This window comes from Pelotomaculum propionicicum, assembly GCF_048984525.1.
GTDB classification, from domain to species: Bacteria; Bacillota; Desulfotomaculia; order Desulfotomaculales; family Pelotomaculaceae; genus Syntrophopropionicum; species Syntrophopropionicum propionicicum_A.
In genome coordinates, this window is record NZ_JBMGJC010000018.1 from 24897 (window position 1) to 46761 (window position 21865).

A 21865-nucleotide genomic window follows, 5' to 3' on the forward strand; every position below is an offset into this window, starting at 1 on the left:
TGACCCCAAATTTTGAAAGGTGGTTTGAATGGAACGGCTGCACAAGGTTATGGCCAGGGCGGGTGTGGCATCGCGCAGGCGTTGCGAGGAACTGATCGCCTCCGGCATGGTAAAAGTCAACGGGAAGGTTATAACGGAGCCGGGAGTGAAAGTTGATCCGGCCACAGATAGGATCAGGGTAGGCGGTGAGCCTCTCGAACTCTCGCCGGCCAGGCAGTACATACTAATGTATAAGCCCAGGGGTTACATTACGACCATGAGTGACGAGAAGGGCAGGAAAAAGGTCACTGCTCTTTTAAAAGACAATACCGGCCGGGTCTACCCGGTGGGCAGGCTGGATTATGACAGCGAGGGATTACTCCTTCTGACCAACGACGGGGATTTGACCTACGCCCTGACCCACCCGAAGCACCTGGTATCGAAGACATACCAGGCGCGGGTGTCGGGAGTGCCGGAACCGGTTAAGCTAAAACAAATGGAGTCCGGCCTGCCGCTTGAAGACGGCCTTACAGCCCCGGCCAGGGTTAGGTTAAAAAGCCAGAGAGAAGGAAACGCCCTGTTGGAGATTACTATCCACGAGGGGCGCAAGCACCAGGTCAAGCGTATGTGCGAGCACATCGGCCATCCGGTAATTCGTTTAAAAAGAATTAAGTTCGGAAATCTAAATATTGATGGGCTTAAACCGGGTCAGTACCGACCCCTGAGCGGTGATGAGCTGAAAATGCTCAAAGAAAAATCCGGATTGGGGAATACAGATAAATATTGATCGGAATGCGGCTCAAATAGTATATACTGGCGGGATTAAGAAGGAATTCCTTCTGTAAAATAGAATTACAATATATAACACCCAACGGCGATGGGAGGGATTCTGTTGTCAATAAGCCAGGCTGCTGACGGCACAGGCGACAGGGACGGTATTTTAATAAAAGTACGACTTGATTTTAAAGGCGCCGGCAAGCCGGGACGGTTTTTGTTTGGCGGCAAACCTACGGACAAAGCCGCGGAAGAAGCGCGGGAGCAGCAGATTGCCATATTTCGCAACGTGCCGCTGCAGGGCATGCAGATCATAGATATTGATGTGAGCGCTGATGTTTACACCGTATATGACGATATAAACAACAGCGACACCGCTTATGCCCCGTTGATTCTCACCATTAAAGCGGATGCCCTGGAGAGTATAATCCGTTTTATTACCAGGGACGATTTCAGAAAAATTGAAATACTTGATCCGGCGTTCATTACATTGAACCATTCGGAAATTGAGAGGCTCCTTTTTAAAGTACACGAAGAGATGAAAGAATCCAGGTCCAGGCTGGAAAAAAAGTATAATCTGAAGTAAGTTTGCATACCTTCTCCCGAGGAATACTTTACCAGTAAAATTCATACAATTTTACTGGTAAGTTTTTAAGGGGGAAGTCAGGGTGAGAATACAGCCTTCAAAGCCCTGGGATCAAAAACTGGATATATATCTGGTCAGGGTTGTGGTCGTGGTGGCTTTGCTGGTGCTGGCCGCGCAGGTTTTTTTAACCGGCGACCCGTTTGAGCAGAATGTTGAACCTGTAATGTCCCGTGAATTTACTGCGCCGCCGCGTGCTGCCGCCGCAAGGGACTTTAGCAGGCCCGTTGTCACGTTTAAATTGAAGGGTTTTTCTTCGCTGCCGCTGGCTCGGGTGCTTGTAAACGGTAAATCGGCAGGGGTTTTCAGCGAGCGTTATGTTACTGTTTTTGTCGGGGAAGGAGATACTCTGGAAATCGACGGGACACGTTATAACCGCCCCTTTGAAATTGAAGTGCTGGATGTAGGCAGGGGAGTGGTTGATCCGCAGCCCGGGTTGAGTGTCAAGGTCAATGGTGGCGTGGGTGCTGTCGGCGTGGTGCGTATGTCCAGATAAATATGGTTGGTTTGCTTTTGTTACGCCTCTAAAGTATAATATTTCTAGGAGACGCCAGAAAAAGGCTCCAGCACTCCTTAAGCGGAGTGTATTTTAATTTCACAAGACAAGGTGGTATCTAATGACACTATACGGTAGCCGCAAGGTAGCAAGTGTAGCGATAGAGATGGCCCTTACCGACAGCAGGGAACAGGAAAAAGAATATAAGCAGCGTTTTTCCAGGGAAGGATTTAAAACGGCGGCGGTAGATTACGGCGGTGATTTTATTTCATCGGTTAACAAAATCATCGAACGCGCTGTTGTAGCATCAAAGAGAGAAGGCGTAATCAAGGAGCAGCACGCTGACGAGGGCGCTGTGGCCGGCGCCACCCGGGAAGCTCTTTCACAGGTAATGCCAAAAGCGATAGGTTTTAACGTCGGCGGTAAAATAGGTATTGCCAGGAGAGAGGACCATATCAGCGTGGCCATATTCTTTGGAGTGGGACTGCTGCACCTTGACGAGGTCGCTATCGGGTTGGGGCACAGGGCCGTTCAGTCTTAATAGCAGGGAGGACGGCAGTTTGGCTGAAATAGTTATGAGAGGCGTCCGTGGGGCAATCACGGTGGAGCGGAATGCAGCGGAAGAGATCCTTGCCGCGTCCGGCGAACTGCTGGATGCCGTGGTCAAGGCAAACGACATTGACCCGGAAGATATAGCCAGCATTATTTTTACGGTGACAGCGGACCTGGACGCCTGTTTTCCGGCTAAGGCCGCAAGGGATAAGGGTTTTAAGTATGTCCCTCTTCTTTGCGCTTTAGAAATAAATGTTCCCGGCAGCCTGGCCAGGTGCATCAGAATACTGGTCCATGTCAATACCGATAAGCCGCAGCGGGATATAAAGCATATATATCTGAAGGAAGCAGTCCGGCTGAGAGATGACCTGAAAAAAGACTGATCTGAACGGACGCGGTTACTTCAGTTGCAAAAACTTCATCCGCGCGCATCTTGGCTGTTGATTATTTCGGTAAACAAGTGAAGACAAGGGACATTCCCTGAAAAGGGGCATGTCCCTTTCAATGCTCAAGCTAAATAACTTAATAACTTAGGTACCCGGTACCGAAATAAAAAAGGATTAATAGAAATTATATAGAAATTCGGTATAAAAAGGTTTTAAAGGTGAATATTTGTGGAATTTTTGAATTGGCTGCAAAACACTGACCAGGGGATATTTTTGTTTGTATTATCATTCGCCAACGCTATTTTTTTGCCTGTCGGACCCGAAGTGGCCTTTATACCTATTCTTATGGTCAGCTACAGCAAATTCATACCCTACGCCACCTACTGTGTGATCGGCAGCGTACTTGGCCTGATGGTGACGTATTTCATTTCTTATTTCTACAGCCAGACACTTATTGAAAAATATATTTCACAGGAAAAGATTGAAAACGGGGTGTCCATATTTTCCAGGTACGGTCCCTGGGCTCTTATTATCGCGTCAATGTTTCCGGTGTTTCCGTACCGGATCCTGGTAATAATATCCGGCTGTCTCAAACAAAGACCATTGACTGTCATTTCTTTTCTCACGCTGGGAAAATCGCTGAGGTATTTTGGCTATGGATTTTTGATAGCGAAGCTGGGTGAGTCGGTAATAAAATATTTGAAGTGAAGAATAATATGCGGTAATAATTGCCATTCATGGTGCTATAATATAAGCATGAGCGATGTCCTTATGCGTGGTGAATTATTATGTTCCAGAGAGTTCTTGTAGCCTACGACGGGTCCGCACACGCGGTAAAAGCCTTGAAAATAGCTATAGATCTGTGCAAAAAATACGGCGCCTTGCTCAATGTGGCCATGGCGGTAAATCTTCCCGACATGCCTGCGGGTGATGAGTTAAGGAGAGAAGGGACCTCCTACCAGGGTGAGCTGGAGAGGGCGGCTGAAATTGCACGCAAGGAGAATGTGCCGGTAGTGACTCACATGCTGAGGGGCGGTGTCACGGATACGCTTTATCGCTTTGCCGTGGACAACAAGTTCGACCTGGTTGTCGTGGGCGCCCGCGGCAGGCATGCTGTAAAAAGATTTTTGCTGGGCAGCGTGTCAGCCCACCTGGCGGCTGATCTTGACTGCCCGGTTATGGTTGTAAAATAGCAAAACATTGCCAGAGGATGGCATGTATGCTAGAATTAAGTAGCGCTACGAAGGAAGGATGTGCCTTTGGGCTTAGGGTTTAGCGGCACGTTCTTTGAAGGATGGTTAGTACGGCGGACGGTTTCCGGGATTTTTACGGCAAGCGGGACATTTGAAGAACGGCAGTACGGCGGGGAGGCGATAAGTTTGTTTGCTTATAGTCTGTTTTAGCACTCCTCTTTGAGTGTTTTTTTATTTTCTGGTGGTATTAATAAATTATAAAATGGATTAAAGGAGTGTTATAAATTGATCGTTGTGATGAGCCATCGCGCCAGTGATGGTGAAATAGAAGCGGTGCTGGTCCGCCTGGAGAGAGTAGGGTTTCAAATCCACCTCTCACGCGGAGTTGAACGCACCATTATCGGGGCCATCGGAGACAGGAACATACTGGGCGACATAAGCCTGGAGTCCATGCCCGGCGTGGAGAAGGTAGTGCCGATCCTGCAGCCCTACAAGCTGGCCAGCAGGACCTTCCAGGAGGAGAATACCGTGGTCAGGGTGGGGGACCTGGAAATCGGCGGTGACACCATCCACGTAATGGCCGGGCCCTGCGCCGTGGAAAGCAGGGAACAGCTCATGCAGGCGGCGAGGCTGGTGCGCGATGCAGGCGGCACCATATTGCGCGGCGGCGCTTTCAAGCCGAGGACTTCGCCATACTCCTTCCAGGGCCTGGAGGAGGAGGGGCTGAAGCTCCTGGCAGAGGCGCGTGAGGAAACAGGGCTTTTAATTGTCACCGAGGTTATGGACGTGCGTACGGTGCCCATGGTGGCACAGTACGCCGATATTTTACAGATCGGCGCCCGCAACATGCAGAACTTCTTTTTATTGCGGGAGGTCGCCAAGATCGATAAACCGGTCGTTTTGAAAAGAGCGCCGTCCGGTACCATTGAAGAATGGCTGATGGCAGCGGAATACATCATGTCCGGCGGCAACTACAACGTGATCCTCTGTGAACGCGGTATCCGCAGTTTTGAAAACTACACCAGGAACACCCTGGATTTGACGGCGGTGCCGGTGGTAAAGCACCTGTCGCACCTCCCGGTAATTGTTGACCCCAGCCACGCCATCGGCATGTGGAGGTTTGTTTCACCGATGGCCGGGGCAGCTGTTGCCGCCGGGGCTGACGGGCTGATCGTGGAGATGCACCCCAACCCGTCAGAAGCTCTCTGTGACGGCCCGCAATCATTGACCCCGGAAAATTTTAAAGCGATGATGGCAAACCTGAAGAATATTGCCGGTGTTATGGGGAGGAAAATGCCTTGAACCCTGTTTTTAAAAGGGCGGCAATCATAGGCGTCGGGCTCATCGGCGGCTCCCTCGGCATGTCCCTTTGCAGCAGGAGGCTGGCCGGAGAGGTCGTGGGAGCCGGATCACGTGTGGAAAATTTGCGCCTGGCGGTGGAACTTGGCGCTGTGAACAGGTATGCCGGTTCCCCGGCAGAAGGAGTGGCCGGTGCGGACCTGGTAATCATCGCCACACCGGTAAGCGCCACCCTGCCTGTACTGCGTGATATACTGCCGTACCTTGAGCCGGAAGCGGTGGTGACTGATGTCGGGAGTACCAAGTCAGAAATAGTGCGGGCGGCGGAAAAAATACTGCCGCCCGGGATCAGTTTTGTGGGCGGACACCCCATGGCCGGCTCGGAGCATAACGGTGTCAGCGGCGCCGACCCCTATTTGTTTGAAAACGCGTTTTACCTGATTACGCCTACTGCTGCAACACAAAAGGAGGCGCTGGTAAAAGTAAAAAAACTGGCCGTTGGTGTCGGCGCCAAAGTCGTTGAGATCGACCCGGAAAGGCATGACCTGGCTGTGGCGGCGGTCAGCCACCTGCCTCACCTGCTGGCCGCGGCCCTGGTCAACACCGTGGCGCGCATGCCTGAAAGCGAGTCGGTTTTGCCTTTCGCCGCGGGGGGGTTCCGGGACACCACCAGGATAGCTGCCGGCAGCCCGCTGATGTGGCGCGATATTTTCGCGTCCAACCGCGCCCAGGTACTTAAAATGATCCATAACTTCAGGGGTGAACTTGACCTTTTGGAAAGGTTTCTCCAGGAGGGAGAAATGGACTTAATCCAGTCCGCTCTTGAAGACGCCAGGGCTGCCCGGACCGCACTGCCGGCAAAAACCAGGGGCTACCTGCCATCGCTTTTTGAAGTAATTTTGACAGTGCCCGACCAGCCCGGCATTATCGCCGGTTTTACGATCTGCCTGGCTGAAAGCGGCGTCAATATTACTGAAATTGAAATATTAAGGGTGCGCGAGGGTGAAGGCGGCACGATCCGGGTGGGGTTTGCCACTGAGCCGGAGCAGGAAAACGCCATCCGGGTACTCAGAGAGAAAGGTTACACAGTCCGAAAAAAATAAATCGTGTCAAGAGAACCGTCCCCATGACACGATCGTGTCATGGGGACGGTTCTCTTGACACGCTCTTGACACGATTTCAGCAAAGGAAGGGTTTTTGTGGACCTGCGAATTGAAAAGGCACGCTGCCTGCGGGGCGATATAAGCGTGCCGGGCGACAAATCCATTTCTCACCGGGCGGTTATGATCGGCGCCCTGGCCGAGGGCGAAACAGTGGTCGAAAACTTCCTTCCGGGTGAAGACTGCCTGTCGACAATCGGCTGTTTTAGAAAACTTGGCATTGAAATTGAAGGTCCGCGGGGGGGTGTCGTCAGAATTGCCGGACGAGGCCTTGATGGGCTGAGAGAACCTGTTGACATTCTGGACGCGGGGAATTCCGGCACTACCATGCGGCTTTCGCTGGGCATCCTGGCAGGACAGCAGTTTTTCAGCGTGATCACCGGTGATGACTCCCTGCGCCGGCGCCCCATGGCCAGGGTGACAGGCCCTCTGAAAAAGATGGGCGCTTCCATTGACGGAAGAAAAGGCGGTAGCTGCGCGCCCCTGTCAGTGCGGGGCGGCTGTATAAAGGCTGTTTCACATGTTTCACCGGTGGCAAGCGCCCAGGTGAAATCAGCTATGCTGCTGGCGGGACTGTTCGCGGACGGTCAGACCTCGGTTACAGAGCCATACCGGTCCAGGGACCATACAGAATTGATGCTCAGATATTTTGGGGCTGTCCTTGGTATTGAAGATAAGTCCGTATATATCAACGGCCGACCCCGGCTGACCGGGAAAAAATTAAGGGTTCCGGGAGATATATCGTCGGCCGCGTTTTTGCTGGCGGCTGCCGCTTTGCTGCCCGGATCGGACCTGACTGTCAGGGGATTGGGGGTAAACCCAACCAGAAGCGGCATCATTGAAGTGCTGCAAATGATGGGTGCGGATATAAAGATAATTAACCCGAGAGAAGACGGCGGAGAACCGGTGGCGGATATCAGGGCGCGTTACGCGGGAAGCCTGCGGGGAATCAGTATAGGAGGGGAAATAATCCCCCGCCTGATAGATGAAATACCGGTGCTGGCTGTTGCCGCCGCGGCAGCGGAAGGGAAAACAGAGATACGTGACGCGGCTGAGCTGAAAGTTAAGGAGAGCGACCGTATTGCCGCCGCGGCCCGGATGCTGTCCGGATTCGGGGCTGTTGTGGCAGAACTGGATGACGGATTGATGATCAGGGGTGGGCGTGCTCTTGAAGGGTGTTTCTGCGATAGCCAGGGTGACCACCGCATGGCGATGGCAGCCGCTGTAGCCGGCCTGATAGCAGGCGGCAAGACCGTGGTGCGCGGCGCTGAGTGCATCGACGTCTCTTTCCCCGGGTTCAGCGAATTATTAAAGAGCGTCACAGTCATATAGCAATTAAATACCGGGGACATATCACAGAAAGGATATGTCCCTGTTCATTTAATCGGGGACTTTCTTCAGTGCTTTAAGTCAAAGGATTAACTGGGTCATGGGACATGGGGCGTGAGTTATGAGTATCGAAGGTATTCCATTGTAGAGCAAGTTTTAACCCGCCACAGAGTGTTGACAAAATAATACTGGATAATCTATGGTGTTGAAACCGACTGCTCCATTGCGGCAGCGTCGAAAGTAAACTAAGCGAAGCTGAGGTGTGAAATTGGGTGAGCTGGACAGCGGTCAGGGGACACATCTCTAAGTTGAGGCCTGTCTCTGGGGCCGAGAAATGTCCCCAACGAATACAGCGAAAGGCCTTCATCGCCCGGATGGCGAATTGAAGGCCGGCCCATTTGAGCCCGAAGCAAGCGCTAAGTTTACTCGGCGCGAAGCACGGAGCCAAGCGGATTCAACACCATGGAGACTTCACAACCTGGGGGGGTTAACCCGATTCCAATCGGGGACATTATATGAGTCGTGGGTCGTGAGACGTTGGACGTGAAGTGATCGAGACGTGGGTCGTGGGTCGTGAGTATATCCTGCATTTCTTCAGGGTCTTAAAACCCTTTAAAATGTCATGCATTCTCACGTCTCTTTTTTGCACGTCTCAAAAGGTATGTCCCCATTATGCTTAACGGCTGAATAAAAGCCTTGCCCTGCATGTAATTGGATCGCCAATAATCCGGGTAAAATAATACTGGACTGTATATCAGCGGCCCGACTTCTTATCATGAAAATAAAGGAAAAATAAATTCAATGTCGAAAATAAATAATCTATATTACAAGTGGAAACTGACAATATTTTAGGAGTGCTGTAATGATTTCAAATCCATACGTGGCCATAGACGGGCCGGCCGGCGCCGGAAAGAGCACAGTCGCCAGGACGCTGGCCAATAAGCTTGGCTTTATATATATTGACACCGGGGCAATGTACCGCGCTGTGACCCTGATGGCGCTTCGTGAAGGCGTTGACTTGACAGACCAGGCAGGTTTAACCAGGCTGGCCCAGTCAGTTTCGGTAGTGCTTATGCCTGACGGTAACGGCGGTTTGAAGGTGCTGCTGAACGGTGATGACGTGTCTGAAGATATCCGCAGCCAGGAAGTGTCAAAAAATGTTTCCCTGGTGGCAATGGTGCCGGGAGTGAGGAAACGGCTGGTTGAACTTCAGAGAGCCATGGCCTCCCGCGGGGGCGTTGTAATGGAGGGGCGCGACATAGGGACGGTTGTTTTGCCGGACGCCCCGGTCAAGATATTTCTGACCGCTTCTTCCGTGGAAAGGGCGAAAAGAAGAAGGGAAGAGCTGGCCGCCAAGGGTAATTTAATAGACCAGGAACAGATGGAAAAGGAGATCCTCAGGAGGGACCAGATTGATTCAACCCGCGCAGCGGACCCGCTCGTTCAGGCTGCGGACGCGGTGGCAATTGACAGCACATCCTACTCGGTGAAAGAAGTTGTGGACATGATTATGGCCCTTGTTACAGCGGAAGAAAAGCGGCCATGATATACAGGCTGCTTAAATTTATGGCGAGGATGATATTGATAACAGTAAGACGCTGGGATGTGCGGGGCAGGGAAAACATTCCCGCCAGCGGCGGGGTCCTCCTGGTGGCGAACCACACCAGTTACTGGGACCCGGTTGTTGTTATCTGCGCTTTAAGAAGAAATGTGTATTTTATGGCCAAGTCGGAACTTTTCAATATACCGGTGATCGGGTATGTCCTGAGGATTTCCGGTTCTTTTCCTGTGCGGCGGGACAAATCAGACCGCGAAGCGATCAGGACCGCGGTAAGGCTGCTGGAAGAAGGACAGGTAGTGGGTGTTTTTCCCGAGGGGACCAGAAGCAACACCGGTGAACTTCTAAAACCTCATCTCGGCGCGGCTATGCTGGCTTCAAAAGCAAAGGTACCCATGGTCCCCATCGCTTTGATCGGGACCAGGGGAGTATTCGGCAGGATCAAGATGATTGTAGGCACACCCATTGTCAGCCAGGAATCAAAGAAAAGCAGCAAAGCTGACCTGGAAAAAGCGAGTGACCTGGTAATGGACCAGATTGCCTCCATGATCAAAAATAGTAAGTGAAACAATAATATGAAAACTCTGCAGATTAAGCGATATATAAGAAGGAAAATATATGTTTTTGAGCGAATCCTTTCTGATGACTAAAAAACGGTGATGTTATGATAGTAAAGATAGCCTCTAAAGCCGGTTTCTGCTTCGGCGTCAAGAGAGCTATAGAGCTGGCCAAGGATACCGTCAGAGAAAATAAAGGCCCTATTTATACCCTGGGGCCGCTGATCCACAACCCGCAGGTTGTGGCGTCTCTGGCTGAGATGGGCATAAGTGAAATTAACGATGTAAAAGATATTCATGAGGGCACTCTTGTTATCAGATCTCATGGCGTGAGTCCGGAAGTGCTGGATGAGGCCAGGGAGCTGGGTATAAATATTGTGGACGCAACCTGCCCTTTTGTGCGCAGAGCGCAGGACCTGGCCCGTGAACTCACTGAACAGGGCATACAGGTTGTGGTTGTGGGCGACAGGGATCACCCGGAAGTGCAGGGAATTGTGGGATGGACGAACGGCAAGGCAGTGGTTGTGGAGAACCCGGAAGAAGCGGCTCTTTTAAATAACGATGATGAATTTGGGATCATAGCCCAAACAACTCAGACGCTGGAGAACTTCGAGGCTGTTGTCGGGGTAATTCGGGAAAAAGGCGTTGGTTACAAGGTGTGCAATACCATTTGCAGCGCTACAAACCAACGGCAGCAGGCCGCGCTGGAACTTGCCCGGGATGTCGGTGCGATGGTCGTGGTCGGCGGTGCGAACAGCGCCAACACTAGGAAGCTGGCCAGCATCTGCCGCAAGTCCGGGACTGAAACTTATCTCATTGAGACGGCGGATGAAATTGATCCGTCCTGGTTTCAAGGGGTTGAGTGCGCAGGGTTGACAGCGGGGGCATCCACACCAGACTGGATTATAGAGGAGGTAAGGAGACGTATGAGTGAGATTGAAGATCTGAACGGCCAGGAACAAGAAGAGGAAATGAAAGACACAGTTGAGGTAAAAGCTGTTCGTCACGGCGAGATTTTAAAGGGCACGGTTGTCCATATTGGCCCGGATGAAGTTATGGTGGACATCGGGGCCAAGTCCGAAGGAGTCGTACCTATAAGAGAGCTGTCATGCTGCGAAGTTAATTCACCCCAGGACATTGTTAAATTTGGGGATGAAATAGAAGTTTATGTGTTAAAAGCTGAAGACAACGAGGGCCGCCTGATCCTTTCAAAAGAAAAGGCCGATGCTGAAAAAGCCTGGGTAAAGCTGGAGGAAGCAATGAATTCCGGCGAGCCGGTCGATGGTGTCGTCAGGGACGTGGTCAAGGGCGGCCTGCTCGTTGACGTCGGGGTGCGCGCGTTTTTACCGGCGTCCCTGGTAGAAAGAGGCTATGTCGAGGACCTTTCAAAATACCTGGGCCAAAATATTACCAGCAGGGTCATCGAGATGAACCGGGGCAGGAAAAAGGTGATTTTATCCCGCAAAGCAGTTTTGGAAGAAGAATACGCCAAGCTGCGGGAGGAAATGCTGGAAAACCTGCAGGAAAACCAGGTCGTTAAAGGTATAGTCCGCCGGCTGACCCAGTTCGGCTCCTTTGTGGATATCGGCGGTGTTGACGGCCTGCTGCATATTTCCGAGATGTCCTGGCACCGTATCAACCACCCGTCTGAAGTGGTTAAGGTCAATGACGAAATCGAGGTTAAGGTCTTAAGAATAGACAGGGAAAAGGAAAAGATATCCCTCGGCTTGAAACAGGTACTGCCAAACCCATGGGATACAGTGGAACAAAAATACCCGGTGGACTCTGTTATCACGGCCAGGGTCGTCAGGCTTGCGCCGTTTGGCGCCTTCCTGCAGCTGGAGCCCGGTGTGGAGGGGTTGGTCCATATATCCCACCTGGCGGACAGGCATATAGCCAAGCCTGATGAGGTGGTTTCAGAAGGGGAAGAAGTAAATGTCAAGGTGCTGAGCATTGACACCGGTGAAAAAAGGATCCGCCTCTCGATCCGGGAAGTAATGAAGGAAAAACAGGAGCGGGAATACCAGGAAAACACCTCCGCCAAAGCGCAGGAGCAGGCGGACGTCGTTACCATAGGCGACATGGTCGGGGATCTGTTTGAAAAAAAAGGAGAACAAGAATAGTATAGAAGGATTCCTGAGCGGTGAATAACCGCTCTTTTTTTTTGCATATTTTTAGTCAGATTGGACAGCCTATTCATGAAATTTCCATGAATAAGGGGGCGGATATTTTGGAACAGAATTCCATAGGTATTATTATTCTAATTGTCGTTTCCATACTCATTTACCTCGGTCTGGCCCAAAGGGCACTTGACCGGATGAGGCTGTCCGACAGGGGCGCTTTACTGGTGATCGGCTTAATAATACTGGGAGGATTTATCAATATTCCCCTGCCGTTTCTTCCTTACAACACATCATTGAATGTCGGGGGAGCGCTGATCCCGGTCGGGCTGGCAATTTACCTTCTGGCCAGGGCGGGCACCAGCAAAGAGTGGATCAGGGCTCTGGTGGGCACAGCCGCCACGGCCGTTGTTGTCTATGTCGTAGGCTCCCTGATTAATTCCGGATCTACGATGGAGCCGGCCGGCCGCTGGGCGGTAATTGACGCTATTTATCTTTATCCCCTGGTGGGCGGCATAGTCGCCTACTTGTTCGGGAGGTCCAGGCGGGGCGCGTTTATCTCAGCCACTCTCGGCGTCCTGCTGGTGGATATATTTCAGTATGTGTGGCTTATAAACCAGGGCGCTCCTGCCAGCTATACTATGATTATAGGGGGCGCCGGGGCGTTTGACGCAATTGTGCTCGCGGGTATTGTGGCGGTAATTTTGGCCGAATTAATCGGAGAGTCGCTGGAGAGACTTACAGGCGGCCCTAAGACTGAAGGTCGGCCGCCGGAACTGGTTAAAGGCCTGAAGAAACCGGGCCGGCCTGTTCAGGCGGGCTTCGGCGAAGATAAAGAAAATTATGAGGCGGAAAGCGAAAAGGAGGGCGAATTGAGATGAAAAACAGCAGGTACGGTTTCGTCTTTTATACGGGGGTTCTGCTGGTGGGTTTGTCACTCCTTATATACAGCGCAAACAGGGATATGCAGCTTTGGCCGGTTGTTAATACAGCGGGGCTTTTCAATAAAGAAACTCCTGACCACATCGGCGGCACCTTCACTACAATCCTGGATGAGCAGGGGAACATGCTGAGCATGATGTCGCGGAACGCCTATGTAGGTGACGAGCTATACACCTCGGAAGGAAATAGCTACAGGGTAAGTAAGGTGCAGGGTGACACTGCGGAAGCGGTATTTTTGGGGATGGACTCCCAAATTGTCGCTTATAATGATTTTTTCTCTGCCCAGGAAGTTCCGGTGGCAACGAATGTTGCAGAGAAAAAAGGAAACATAGCTGTCTATCACTCCCATACCGATGAGTCCTATGTGCCTTCGGACGGTACCGAAACTATCCCTTTTAAGGGCGGCATCTACCAGGTGGGCAAAGCCATGGTCGACAAACTCCAGGGCAAGGGTGTTACGGTAAATTATGATCAGACCGCTCACGACCCGCATGATAACAACGCATATGTCCGTTCCAGAAGGACAGCCGCAAATCTAATGAAAAGCAACCCTGCCGCCATTTTTGACGTACACCGCGACGGTGTTCCGGATCCGGCTTACTACCGGGCGGAAGTAAGCGGGAAAGATGTTGCGAAACTGCGCCTGGTTGTAGGCAGGCAAAATCCCCGCATGGATTCAAATATGGACTTTGCCAAGCGGATGATGGCGGCAGCCAATAATTTGCACCCGAAAGTGGTTAAGGAAATATTCGTCGCCAAGGGCGATTATAACCAGGATCTTTCGCCTACAGCCCTTCTGATTGAAGCCGGAACTCACACAAACAGCAAAGAGCAGGCTGAAAAGGGAGTCGCATTTTTTACCGAGGCTGTTCCGGCAGCGCTAGGCATAAGCGGTGCTCCGGCTGCCGCCCCGACAGAGCCGGGCAGGACCACGGGGGCGGGCGGAGGATGGAAAGCGGCCGGTTGGATACTTGGGATTACGGTGGTCCTGGGCCTGGGCTTTATCCTGATCAACTCCGGCAGCCTGGGTAACGCGAAAAATAACATTTCCGGTTTCGCCAGGGAGATTACCGGGTTGTTCCCTCGCCGCGCCGCGCGCAAACCCGGTATGTCGGGCGGGGACCAGGATAAAGACAAGGAAAGTTAGAACTATAAGAGGAGGATGCCGGATTATATGCCTGAATACCTTATCGTGATAGCGTCCGGCATCCTTGCAGGCACTATTTCACGGATCATACTGCTCAGGAGCGACTACAGGCAATATCCAGGCTACCCGCACGGATACCTGTCCCACCTGCTCCTGGGCTTTATCGCATCAGCGCTGGGAGCAGTGGCAGTACCAGCGGTTTTGAAGCCGGAATATACGGCGGTCACTTTTCTAGCCCTGGCGGCCCAGCAGTTCCGGGAGATCAGGGACATGGAGCGGCGCACCCTGGAAAGCCTGGAGAGGACCGAATTAATCAAGAGAGGGCTGGATTACATCGAGGGGATTGCCCGGACTTTTGAGGCCAGAAACTACCTGGTCATGGCGACCGCGTTTGCCACCAGCCTGGCGACACAGTTCGGCGGGCTGGTGGCTGGAGGGATTGTGGCTGTTATTACAATCCTCCTCAGCCGCAGTCTGATGTCGGGAGATATTTTGGCAGATATCTGTGAAGTCGTGCCTGCTCGCCTGAGCTTCGAAGGACCGGTACTGATGGTGGACGAAATAGGCTTGATCAATGTAGGCTTAAAAGAAATGCGCGAAGATATATTAAAAAATGGCCTGGCAGTAAAACTAAAGCCTAAAGACGGCAACGCCAGGGCGATCATCCATGACATGGGCCAGCGGAAAGCCATAGCTTTTACAGCAGCCGTAATCCTCGGTACTAAAAAAGACGTGGATATACCTGAATACACGCCCCTGGTGCGCAAGAACCCTGACACCGGGGAGGCCGGGCTTTATATCATGCCTGTGGAGAGGGACATGGAGCAGCTGATCGCCGCCGTCAAACTGACTCCTGTCCTGGAAAGCGCCAGCAGCAAGCCGCTCTTAGCCGGTTCTTCAATTATAAAAGCCAAAAAGAAGGTGGGTTAATCATTGGAAATTGAGGTAAGCAATATCCTGGCAGTGATAACCCTTAATATGGAACTGGTAAGCGGGGGAGCGCCCATTTTTTTTGCCCGGAACGAGGAAGAGATGGAAAAGGTAGCAGGACATTTGTCAAAAATTCTGGACGCCATGGTGCATGATCTGGGCAACGGCAGCTATGTCGTGGTGAGGCATTAATGAAAATCATATACCACTGCTACGGCGGAAGCCATTCTTCCGTTACCGCCGCTTCTGTTCATTTGGGACTGCTGCCTGTGGATCGGGTTCCCAGCCGGGAAATGTTCTGGAAGTTACCGCTTTTTGACCGCCAGGAGGCCGATCAGCACGGGCATATTTATTACATGGGCCAAGACGAATACGGAAATGAAATTTACCTGTCGGCGCGCCGCGGCAGGCCTCAGATACTGGAAAACGTTTTTGAAGGACTGGCGGATGTTTTTGCCGTCCCCGGAGATGACTACCTGCTTGTAAATGTAATGAATAATGTTAACCTGACCATGAAATTCGGTGGTTTTCTCTCCCGCCGCTGGGGATTTATCGATCTCGGCCGGCCGATCGTAACAATGGGGACACAGATCGCTTATTTTCGTGTGGTAAATCTTGTCCGAAAAGTTAAAGACATGGTGAGGGGTGGGCGTTTTGAAAATACTTTACTTCAGCGACAGCAAGTTTCCGCTGGCGGCACTGGCCGGAGCGATCCACACGGGCAGGATACCGGCGGGAGAACTGCCGTCCCGGGAACAGTTATGGGACCTGTTGTCTTTGAATACAAGAGGCGGGGAAGGGAAAATTATCTCGCTGGGGGAGGACGACTACAGAAACAAAGTGTACGCTCTTTCCGTAAAAGGTGAGCGGGGTATGGTCTACCGGCTGGTGGAAAGCTTCCTCAGTATTTATAAAATACCGGAAGCTGAACTGAGGATGGTGGACAGTAAGTTCAAAGAAAACATTTTTTTAAAGTCCGGCAAAATGTTGTGCCGCTTTGCAGTTCTAGCTCCGCTGGGATTCCTGTTGGCCAGGACCGGCATTAAATATTTATATGGCGGGCTGGCCCGGTGGGCGCTCGAAGTAAAAGCGGGCGGGGCAAATCTTCCTTGACTATATAATGGAAATTATAGATAATTGTTAAGAGTAAACACGGGAGGTCGTCCCATGAAGGGCCGCGGGTTAAAAATATTCATGGTGGAGCCTGGCAGCATCGCGGATGAAATGGGCCTTGCAGCGGGTGACCGGTTAACGGCGATCAACGGAGAACCGGTGCGGGATTTAATAGATTTTCGCTATCTGGCAGCCGATGAATTGCTATATATCGATGTAACAAAAACCGGCGGGGATGAGTGGGTGCTGGAGTTAGAAAAGGATTTCGACCAGGACCTGGGGATAGATTTCGGCCCGGATGGGTTTGGGCCAACCTTGCGATGTGCAAATAAATGCGTCTTTTGTTTTGTCGACCAGATGCCTCCGGGTATGCGCAAGACCCTCTATGTGAAGGACGACGACTACCGGCTTTCCTTCTGGAGCGGCAATTTTATAACACTGACAAACCTCAGTAAAAATTCACTGAAAAGAATTGCCAGGCAGCGCTTGGGCCCGCTTTACATATCGGTCCACACTACAAACCCCTCGCTCAGGGAAAAGATGCTGGGGAGCGCCAGGGCCGGGTCCATAATGGAGCAGCTGCGTTTTCTGGCTGAAGCCGGCATCGAGATGCACACCCAGGTAGTGCTGTGCCCGGGATTAAATGACGCCGGGGAGCTTGACAGGACCGCGGGTGACCTGTCCGCCCTGTGGCCTGCTGTAAGGTCGCTGGCCGTAGTGCCGGTGGGGCTGACCAGTTTCAGAGAAAACTTGTACCCGCTGGATATGTTTACCCCTGATCAGGCCCGCGCTCTTGTCCGCTGGATCCATGCCAGGCAAAAAGAATACATAACCAGGTTCAAACACCCCTTTATTTTTGCTTCGGACGAATTTTACCTGCTGGCTGGGGAACCAATACCCGGAGCGGACAAATACGATGGTTTCCCGCAAATTGAAAACGGGGTCGGCCTGGCCCGGCTTTTTTTGGATGAATGGGCTGAGGCGGAGGCCAGCCTGCCGCGTGAGGCTGCTAAACAAAAAATTATCCTGGCCACGGGCGTGCTGGGAGGAAAAATTCTAAAACCGGTGGCGGCAAGATTAAATAAAATTGCAGGTCTGCAGGTTAAGGTCAGAGTTATTGAAAACGATTACTTCGGGAGACAGGTGACGGCAACCGGACTGGTAACCGGGAGTGATATTTTAAAACAGGTGACGCCGGATGAAGCCGGCGGCCTGCTTGTGCTTCCTTCTGTGATGCTTAAAAAGGACGAGACAGTGTTTTTGGACAACGTGAGCCTGGCAGACCTGGCTGAACGGATGAAAGCAGCGGCGGCTGTTGTTTCTGGGCCTCGCCAACTGGTTGATGTTTTAGTCGAGGGCCCACAAAAAGCCGAAATATTTATAGATAAAAGAAGTTAGTTTCACATAAATCCGGGGTAAAATATAAAGATATAAAACATTAAAAACAAATTGACAGGAATAATTTTCACAGGATTAACAAGATTAATAGGATTAACAAAAACAATTTTCACATGATTTACAAGATTAATAAGATTAACAGGATTTAAAAAATATTAATTATATTATAAAAAAGTGAATACCGCAGTTTTATAATCCTATGCTTCTTTATGCTAAATCAAGTAAGAAATTATGATTTTAAATATTATATAATAATCTTGTAAATCTAGATAATCCTTTTAATCATGTGATATCTATTTTGGAGGATGAGATATTGACTAAGCCGGTAGTGGCGATAGTAGGGCGGCCGAATGTCGGCAAATCGACCCTTTTTAACCGAATAGTAGGCGGCAGGGTGGCTATTGTGGAAAGCCAGCCGGGTGTGACCAGGGACCGACTTTACCAGGACGCCGAGTGGGCGGGACGCAGCTTTGCCCTGGTTGACACCGGAGGTCTGGATTTTCAGGAGAGCGGAGAGATAACAGCTGGGATACGCCGGCAGGCGGAATTGGCCATAGCCGAGTCTGACGCGGTCCTCTTTGTAGTGGACGCCCGGGCCGGACTCAACCCGGATGATGAGGAAGTCGCCTCTATCATCAGGCGTTCCGGCAGGCCAGCCATACTTGTTGCTAATAAAGTGGAAAACTTTGATTTCAATAAAAACGACACATTTGATTTTTACCGGCTTGGCCTGGGCGACCCGATACCGGTCTCAGCCGCGGAAGGATTGAATACCGGCGACCTGCTGGACAGGATTGTTGAACTGCTGCCGGACACCGAAGAGGAAGATTATCCGCCGGATGTGATAAGGATCGCTGTAATCGGCCGTCCGAATGTAGGCAAGTCGTCTCTGGTCAATGCCCTCCTGGGTGAGGAGAGAGTTATAGTCAGCGATATTCCCGGAACAACGAGGGATGCCGTGGACACGCTGTTCCAGCTGGAAGATAGGCATTACGTCATTATTGACACGGCAGGCATCAGGCGCAAAAGCAGGATCGAAATACCCGCGGAAAAATACAGCGTGATCCGCACGCTGAGGGCTGTGGACAGGTGCGACGTAGTCCTGGTGATGTTGGACGCCTCGCTGGGAGTAACCGATCAGGATAAGCGCATCGCCGGCTATGCCCACGAGGCCGGCAAGGCAGCGGTTCTGGTAATGAACAAATGGGACCTGGTGGAAAAAGATGACAGGACTATGAACCGTCATACTGAAAAAGTACGCCAGGAATTAAGTTTTATGAAGTATGCACCGGTGATCTTCATATCTGCCACTACAGGCAGGCGAGTTGCCAAAGTGTTGGAGCTTGTGGACTTTGTTGCCGAGCAGCACGCCACGCGTATAGCTACTCCGGATTTAAACAACCTTTTCAAGGAAGCGGTAATGCAGACACCGCCGCCGACTGATAAAACCAGGCGTCTTAAAATTCTTTACGTAACCCAGGGTGGGGTAAAGCCGCCGAAATTCATAATTTTCGTAAACGACCCGGAACTGATGCATTTTTCTTACCTTCGTTACCTGGAAAACCAGGTGCGGTCAGCATATGGTTTTGAGGGGACCCCGATCCGTTTTGTCCTTCGCAAAAGGACCAGGGAGACGGTGTGAGCCGTCCCCATATACATTATTAATAATGAAATTACTAATTCATAGATATAGAAAGGTAAAAAGTCCTAAGGCAATTACAAATTTAATAATGAAACTTATATTTCATAGATTCAACACAAGAGAACAGTCCCTCTGTGCTTATGAAAATTGCATTGCATAGAATTAGCACACGGGAACCGTCCTCGTGTGTTTACGTGTGTGCTTATGATGGGAGAGAGATATGACAGATTACTGGGTTATCATTGCGGGTTATCTGATCGGGTCAATACCGTTCAGCTACATTGTGGGACGCTTGTGGGCGGGGGTTGATATCCGCAAGTGCGGCAGCGGTAATGTGGGCATGACCAACGTCTGGCGAAATGCCGGGCCTGCGGCCGGCATAACAGCGCTGGTCCTGGACCTCGGCAAGGGTATGCTGGCAGTCTGGCTGGCCAGGCAGTACGGAAACGACTTGATCGTGTCGCTGTCCGGTATAGCGGTGCTGGTTGGGCACAGCTGGCCCGTTTTTCTGGGATTCAAGGGGGGCAAGCTGGTCGCAACCGGTGTTGGCGTGATTACCGCTATCTCGCTACATGTTGGTATAACCGCTATGCTGACCTGGATCATGGTTACTGGCATTACCCGATACGTATCGGTAGGCTCTATAACAGCTGTTGTACTAATACCGTTTTTAATGTATGCTTTTCACCTGGAGCCTCCTTTCCTGGTACTCGGCGGGTTTGCCGCTGTTTTTGCCGTGTACAAGCATATCCCGAATATTAAACGGCTTATAGCCGGGACAGAGCCTAAAGTCGTTTTTAAAAAGAGTTAAACGGAGGTCTTTTGGTGTGGGCAAAAAAATAGGCATTCTGGGTGCGGGAAGCTGGGCGACGGCTATTTCCGTGCTTCTGGCCCAAAAGGGCCTTGAGGTAAAACTGTGGTCGATCATGCCTGAACAAGTTACAGAAATTAACGAGACCAGGGAGAATAAATCCTTCTTGCCAGGTGTAACTATTCCTTCAGGTGTCGAAGCGCTGGCCGGCCTTGAGCAGACGGTTGCCGGCGCTGAAGCGGTAATATTTGGCGTTCCCTCACACGCTTTTCGTGAAGTCGTGCGCAAAGCGGTATCATATATACCTGCAGGCGCCATAATAATAAACGTGGCCAAAGGCATTGAGGAGGACAGCCTCAGTCGCATGTCTCAGGTCTTTCTACAGGAAGCGGGCCTGGATATGACCCGGCGGTATGTAGCCCTTTCCGGCCCCAGCCACGCGGAAGAGGTTGGCCGGATGGTGCCGACCGCTGTTGTTGCCTCCTCTGCCTGTATGGAAAGCGCGGTGTATGTCCAGGATTTGTTTATGTGTGAAACTTTCAGGGTATATACAAATCCTGATGTTACCGGGGTTGAACTCGGCGGCGCCCTTAAGAATATTATCGCTTTGGGAACCGGTATCGCGGACGGCCTCGGTTACGGCGACAACAGCAAGGCGGCCCTGATGACCAGGGGGCTGGCGGAAATATCCCGCTTGGGGATGGCGATGGGCGCCAACCCGCTGACATTCGCGGGCCTGGCCGGGGTAGGAGACCTGATTGTCACCTGCACCAGCATGCACAGCCGCAACCGCCGCGCCGGTATAGCAATAGGCAGTGGAAAATCTGTTGATGAAGCCCTGGCTGAAGTGAAAATGGTGGTTGAGGGTGTGCGCACAACACGGGCCGCCAGGCGCCTGGCACAGAGTTTAGCGGTGGAGATCCCCATCACCGAACAGATACACCAGGTGCTTTTTGAAGGGCTGTCTCCCGCTGTCGCGGTAAAAAGGCTCATGACGAGGGGTAAAACCCACGAGATGGAGGAAGTGGCCCTCGCCGCGGCGGCTGTGGGAAAAATAGAGCTGAAAAACAAATAAGTGATGGAGGATATAAAATGCCCGGCGATATTTTAATATACGGCAAAGATGATTGCCCTTACACAGTGGAAGCAAAAAAAGAATTTGCCCGGCAAAAAATTCCTTATCATTATTACAACGTAAAAAAAAACAGGGAAGCTTATGCTGTGATGCTTAAAATAACCGGCGGATCCCAAAAGGTACCGGTAATTGTGGAAGGCGGAAACATAAGGATAGGTTTCGGCGGGACATGAGGAGTCTAAAACCCGGCCGGAGGCCGGGCTGTGAGAAGTGAGAAGTGAGAAGTGAGACGTGAGACGTGGGACGTGGGACGTGGGAATGTAGGTGCGGCTTCAGCCGGTTAGAGGAAAGGGGACACACCTCTATTTGAAGCTTGGCTCTAAGGCTGAGGAATGTCCCCAACGTATGTCGGATAAATCCGACCCTACAAGATGAAAGCCGGACTGAGGAACGGGGACAAACCGTTTGAGACACACTAACCACGACTCAATTAATCCCCGATTGGAATGGCGGGATAAATCCCGCCCTACAGGAGGACAGCATTAATAGTCTTAAAACTGTGCAAAAGAGAAACCTGGAGATTTTCCTCCAGGAAAACTTAGTAACTTGGGTACCGGGTACCCAAGTTATTTTTATTATACTTCAGTAAGTTCTCCTGGCATGGTTTTAGCCTGGAGAACAAAAAACCGCCCGCTATGCGGGTGGGATTCAATGCTTAAGCAAAGCAACACCCTTCTGCCTTCTGTTAAAATGATGAGTGT

The 21865-nt window shown here is 51.4% G+C and carries 23 protein-coding genes and 1 pseudogene; all 24 read left to right on the top strand.

Translation table 11 applies throughout. The annotated features are described in order from the left end of the window. Positions 1-28 precede the first annotated feature (28 nt). The 24 genes and pseudogenes from ACOBQJ_RS15970 (at position 29) to ACOBQJ_RS16085 (ending at position 21337) form a co-directional block, all read left to right on the top strand. Entirely contained in the window at positions 29-766 is a 738-nt protein-coding gene (locus ACOBQJ_RS15970) for a pseudouridine synthase (protein ID WP_421072772.1), read from the top strand. A gap of 105 nt (positions 767-871) precedes the next feature. Further along, positions 872-1339 (top strand): hypothetical protein, encoded by a 468-nt coding sequence (locus ACOBQJ_RS15975; RefSeq protein WP_421072773.1) that lies wholly within the window; start codon positions 872-874, stop codon positions 1337-1339. Positions 1340-1421: 82 nt separating this feature from the next. Next, positions 1422-1892 (top strand): hypothetical protein, encoded by a 471-nt coding sequence (locus tag ACOBQJ_RS15980; RefSeq protein ID WP_421072774.1) that lies wholly within the window; start codon positions 1422-1424, stop codon positions 1890-1892. A 121-nt stretch (positions 1893-2013) separates the two neighbouring features. After that, entirely contained in the window at positions 2014-2433 is a 420-nt protein-coding gene (locus ACOBQJ_RS15985; protein WP_421072775.1) for a HutP family protein, read from the top strand. Positions 2434-2467: 34 nt separating this feature from the next. Next, positions 2468-2827 carry a chorismate mutase gene (aroH, locus tag ACOBQJ_RS15990; protein ID WP_421072796.1) on the top strand — a complete coding sequence of 120 codons (360 nt, stop codon included), beginning with the start codon at positions 2468-2470 and terminating at the stop codon, positions 2825-2827. 231 nt (positions 2828-3058) lie between these two features. Beyond that, a complete protein-coding gene (locus tag ACOBQJ_RS15995) occupies positions 3059-3538 on the top strand; it encodes a YqaA family protein (RefSeq protein ID WP_421072776.1) in 480 nt (159 codons plus the stop codon). A gap of 80 nt (positions 3539-3618) precedes the next feature. Continuing rightward, positions 3619-4023: a universal stress protein gene (locus ACOBQJ_RS16000; protein ID WP_421072777.1), complete on the top strand. Its 405-nt coding sequence runs from the start codon at positions 3619-3621 to the stop codon at positions 4021-4023. Between the two features lie 285 nt (positions 4024-4308). Then, positions 4309-5325: a 3-deoxy-7-phosphoheptulonate synthase gene (gene aroF, locus ACOBQJ_RS16005; RefSeq protein ID WP_421072778.1), complete on the top strand. Its 1017-nt coding sequence runs from the start codon at positions 4309-4311 to the stop codon at positions 5323-5325. Further along, complete coding sequence (locus ACOBQJ_RS16010) at positions 5322-6425, top strand: prephenate dehydrogenase/arogenate dehydrogenase family protein (protein ID WP_421072779.1); 1104 nt, start codon at positions 5322-5324, stop codon at positions 6423-6425. The genes aroF and ACOBQJ_RS16010 overlap by 4 nt, the downstream gene beginning before the upstream one ends. Before the next feature lie 96 nt (positions 6426-6521). Beyond that, a complete protein-coding gene (gene aroA / locus ACOBQJ_RS16015; protein ID WP_421072780.1) occupies positions 6522-7814 on the top strand; it encodes a 3-phosphoshikimate 1-carboxyvinyltransferase in 1293 nt (430 codons plus the stop codon). Positions 7815-8673: 859 nt separating this feature from the next. Continuing rightward, on the top strand, positions 8674-9357 hold the full coding sequence (gene cmk / locus ACOBQJ_RS16020; protein WP_421072781.1) for a (d)CMP kinase: 684 nt from the start codon (positions 8674-8676) through the stop codon (positions 9355-9357). A gap of 20 nt (positions 9358-9377) precedes the next feature. Continuing rightward, positions 9378-9935 carry a lysophospholipid acyltransferase family protein gene (locus tag ACOBQJ_RS16025; protein WP_421072782.1) on the top strand — a complete coding sequence of 186 codons (558 nt, stop codon included), beginning with the start codon at positions 9378-9380 and terminating at the stop codon, positions 9933-9935. Positions 9936-10033: 98 nt separating this feature from the next. Beyond that, positions 10034-12049: a bifunctional 4-hydroxy-3-methylbut-2-enyl diphosphate reductase/30S ribosomal protein S1 gene (locus ACOBQJ_RS16030; protein ID WP_421072783.1), complete on the top strand. Its 2016-nt coding sequence runs from the start codon at positions 10034-10036 to the stop codon at positions 12047-12049. A gap of 107 nt (positions 12050-12156) precedes the next feature. Further along, the gene (locus ACOBQJ_RS16035; protein ID WP_421072784.1) at positions 12157-12927 is read left to right on the top strand and encodes a DUF1614 domain-containing protein; all 771 of its coding nucleotides are present in this window, start codon (positions 12157-12159) and stop codon (positions 12925-12927) included. Further along, positions 12924-14135, top strand: a complete 1212-nt coding sequence (spoIIP, locus tag ACOBQJ_RS16040) for a stage II sporulation protein P (protein WP_421072785.1) — start codon at positions 12924-12926, stop codon at positions 14133-14135. Before ACOBQJ_RS16035 ends, spoIIP begins: the two co-directional genes overlap by 4 nt. Positions 14136-14162: 27 nt before the next feature. Next, complete coding sequence (locus ACOBQJ_RS16045) at positions 14163-15065, top strand: YIEGIA family protein (protein WP_421072786.1); 903 nt, start codon at positions 14163-14165, stop codon at positions 15063-15065. A 3-nt stretch (positions 15066-15068) separates the two neighbouring features. Beyond that, the gene (locus ACOBQJ_RS16050) at positions 15069-15257 is read left to right on the top strand and encodes a capping complex subunit for YIEGIA (RefSeq protein WP_421072787.1); all 189 of its coding nucleotides are present in this window, start codon (positions 15069-15071) and stop codon (positions 15255-15257) included. Further along, positions 15257-15685 (top strand): annotated as a pseudogene (locus tag ACOBQJ_RS16055) (DUF3189 family protein); the annotation flags it as partial. The gene ACOBQJ_RS16050 and the pseudogene ACOBQJ_RS16055, both read left to right, overlap by 1 nt. Positions 15686-15710: 25 nt before the next feature. Beyond that, on the top strand, positions 15711-16178 hold the full coding sequence (locus ACOBQJ_RS16060) for a DUF3189 family protein (RefSeq protein ID WP_421072788.1): 468 nt from the start codon (positions 15711-15713) through the stop codon (positions 16176-16178). Positions 16179-16232: 54 nt separating this feature from the next. Further along, a complete protein-coding gene (locus tag ACOBQJ_RS16065; protein WP_421072789.1) occupies positions 16233-17576 on the top strand; it encodes a DUF512 domain-containing protein in 1344 nt (447 codons plus the stop codon). Positions 17577-17889: 313 nt separating this feature from the next. Beyond that, positions 17890-19218, top strand: coding sequence for a ribosome biogenesis GTPase Der (gene der / locus ACOBQJ_RS16070; protein ID WP_421072790.1), 1329 nt, complete (start codon positions 17890-17892; stop codon positions 19216-19218). 220 nt (positions 19219-19438) lie between these two features. After that, positions 19439-20029, top strand: a complete 591-nt coding sequence (gene plsY / locus ACOBQJ_RS16075; RefSeq protein WP_421072791.1) for a glycerol-3-phosphate 1-O-acyltransferase PlsY — start codon at positions 19439-19441, stop codon at positions 20027-20029. A gap of 16 nt (positions 20030-20045) precedes the next feature. Continuing rightward, a complete protein-coding gene (locus ACOBQJ_RS16080) occupies positions 20046-21104 on the top strand; it encodes an NAD(P)H-dependent glycerol-3-phosphate dehydrogenase (RefSeq protein WP_421072792.1) in 1059 nt (352 codons plus the stop codon). Between the two features lie 17 nt (positions 21105-21121). Continuing rightward, on the top strand, positions 21122-21337 hold the full coding sequence (locus tag ACOBQJ_RS16085; RefSeq protein WP_421072793.1) for a Uxx-star family glutaredoxin-like (seleno)protein: 216 nt from the start codon (positions 21122-21124) through the stop codon (positions 21335-21337). Positions 21338-21865 lie beyond the last annotated feature (528 nt).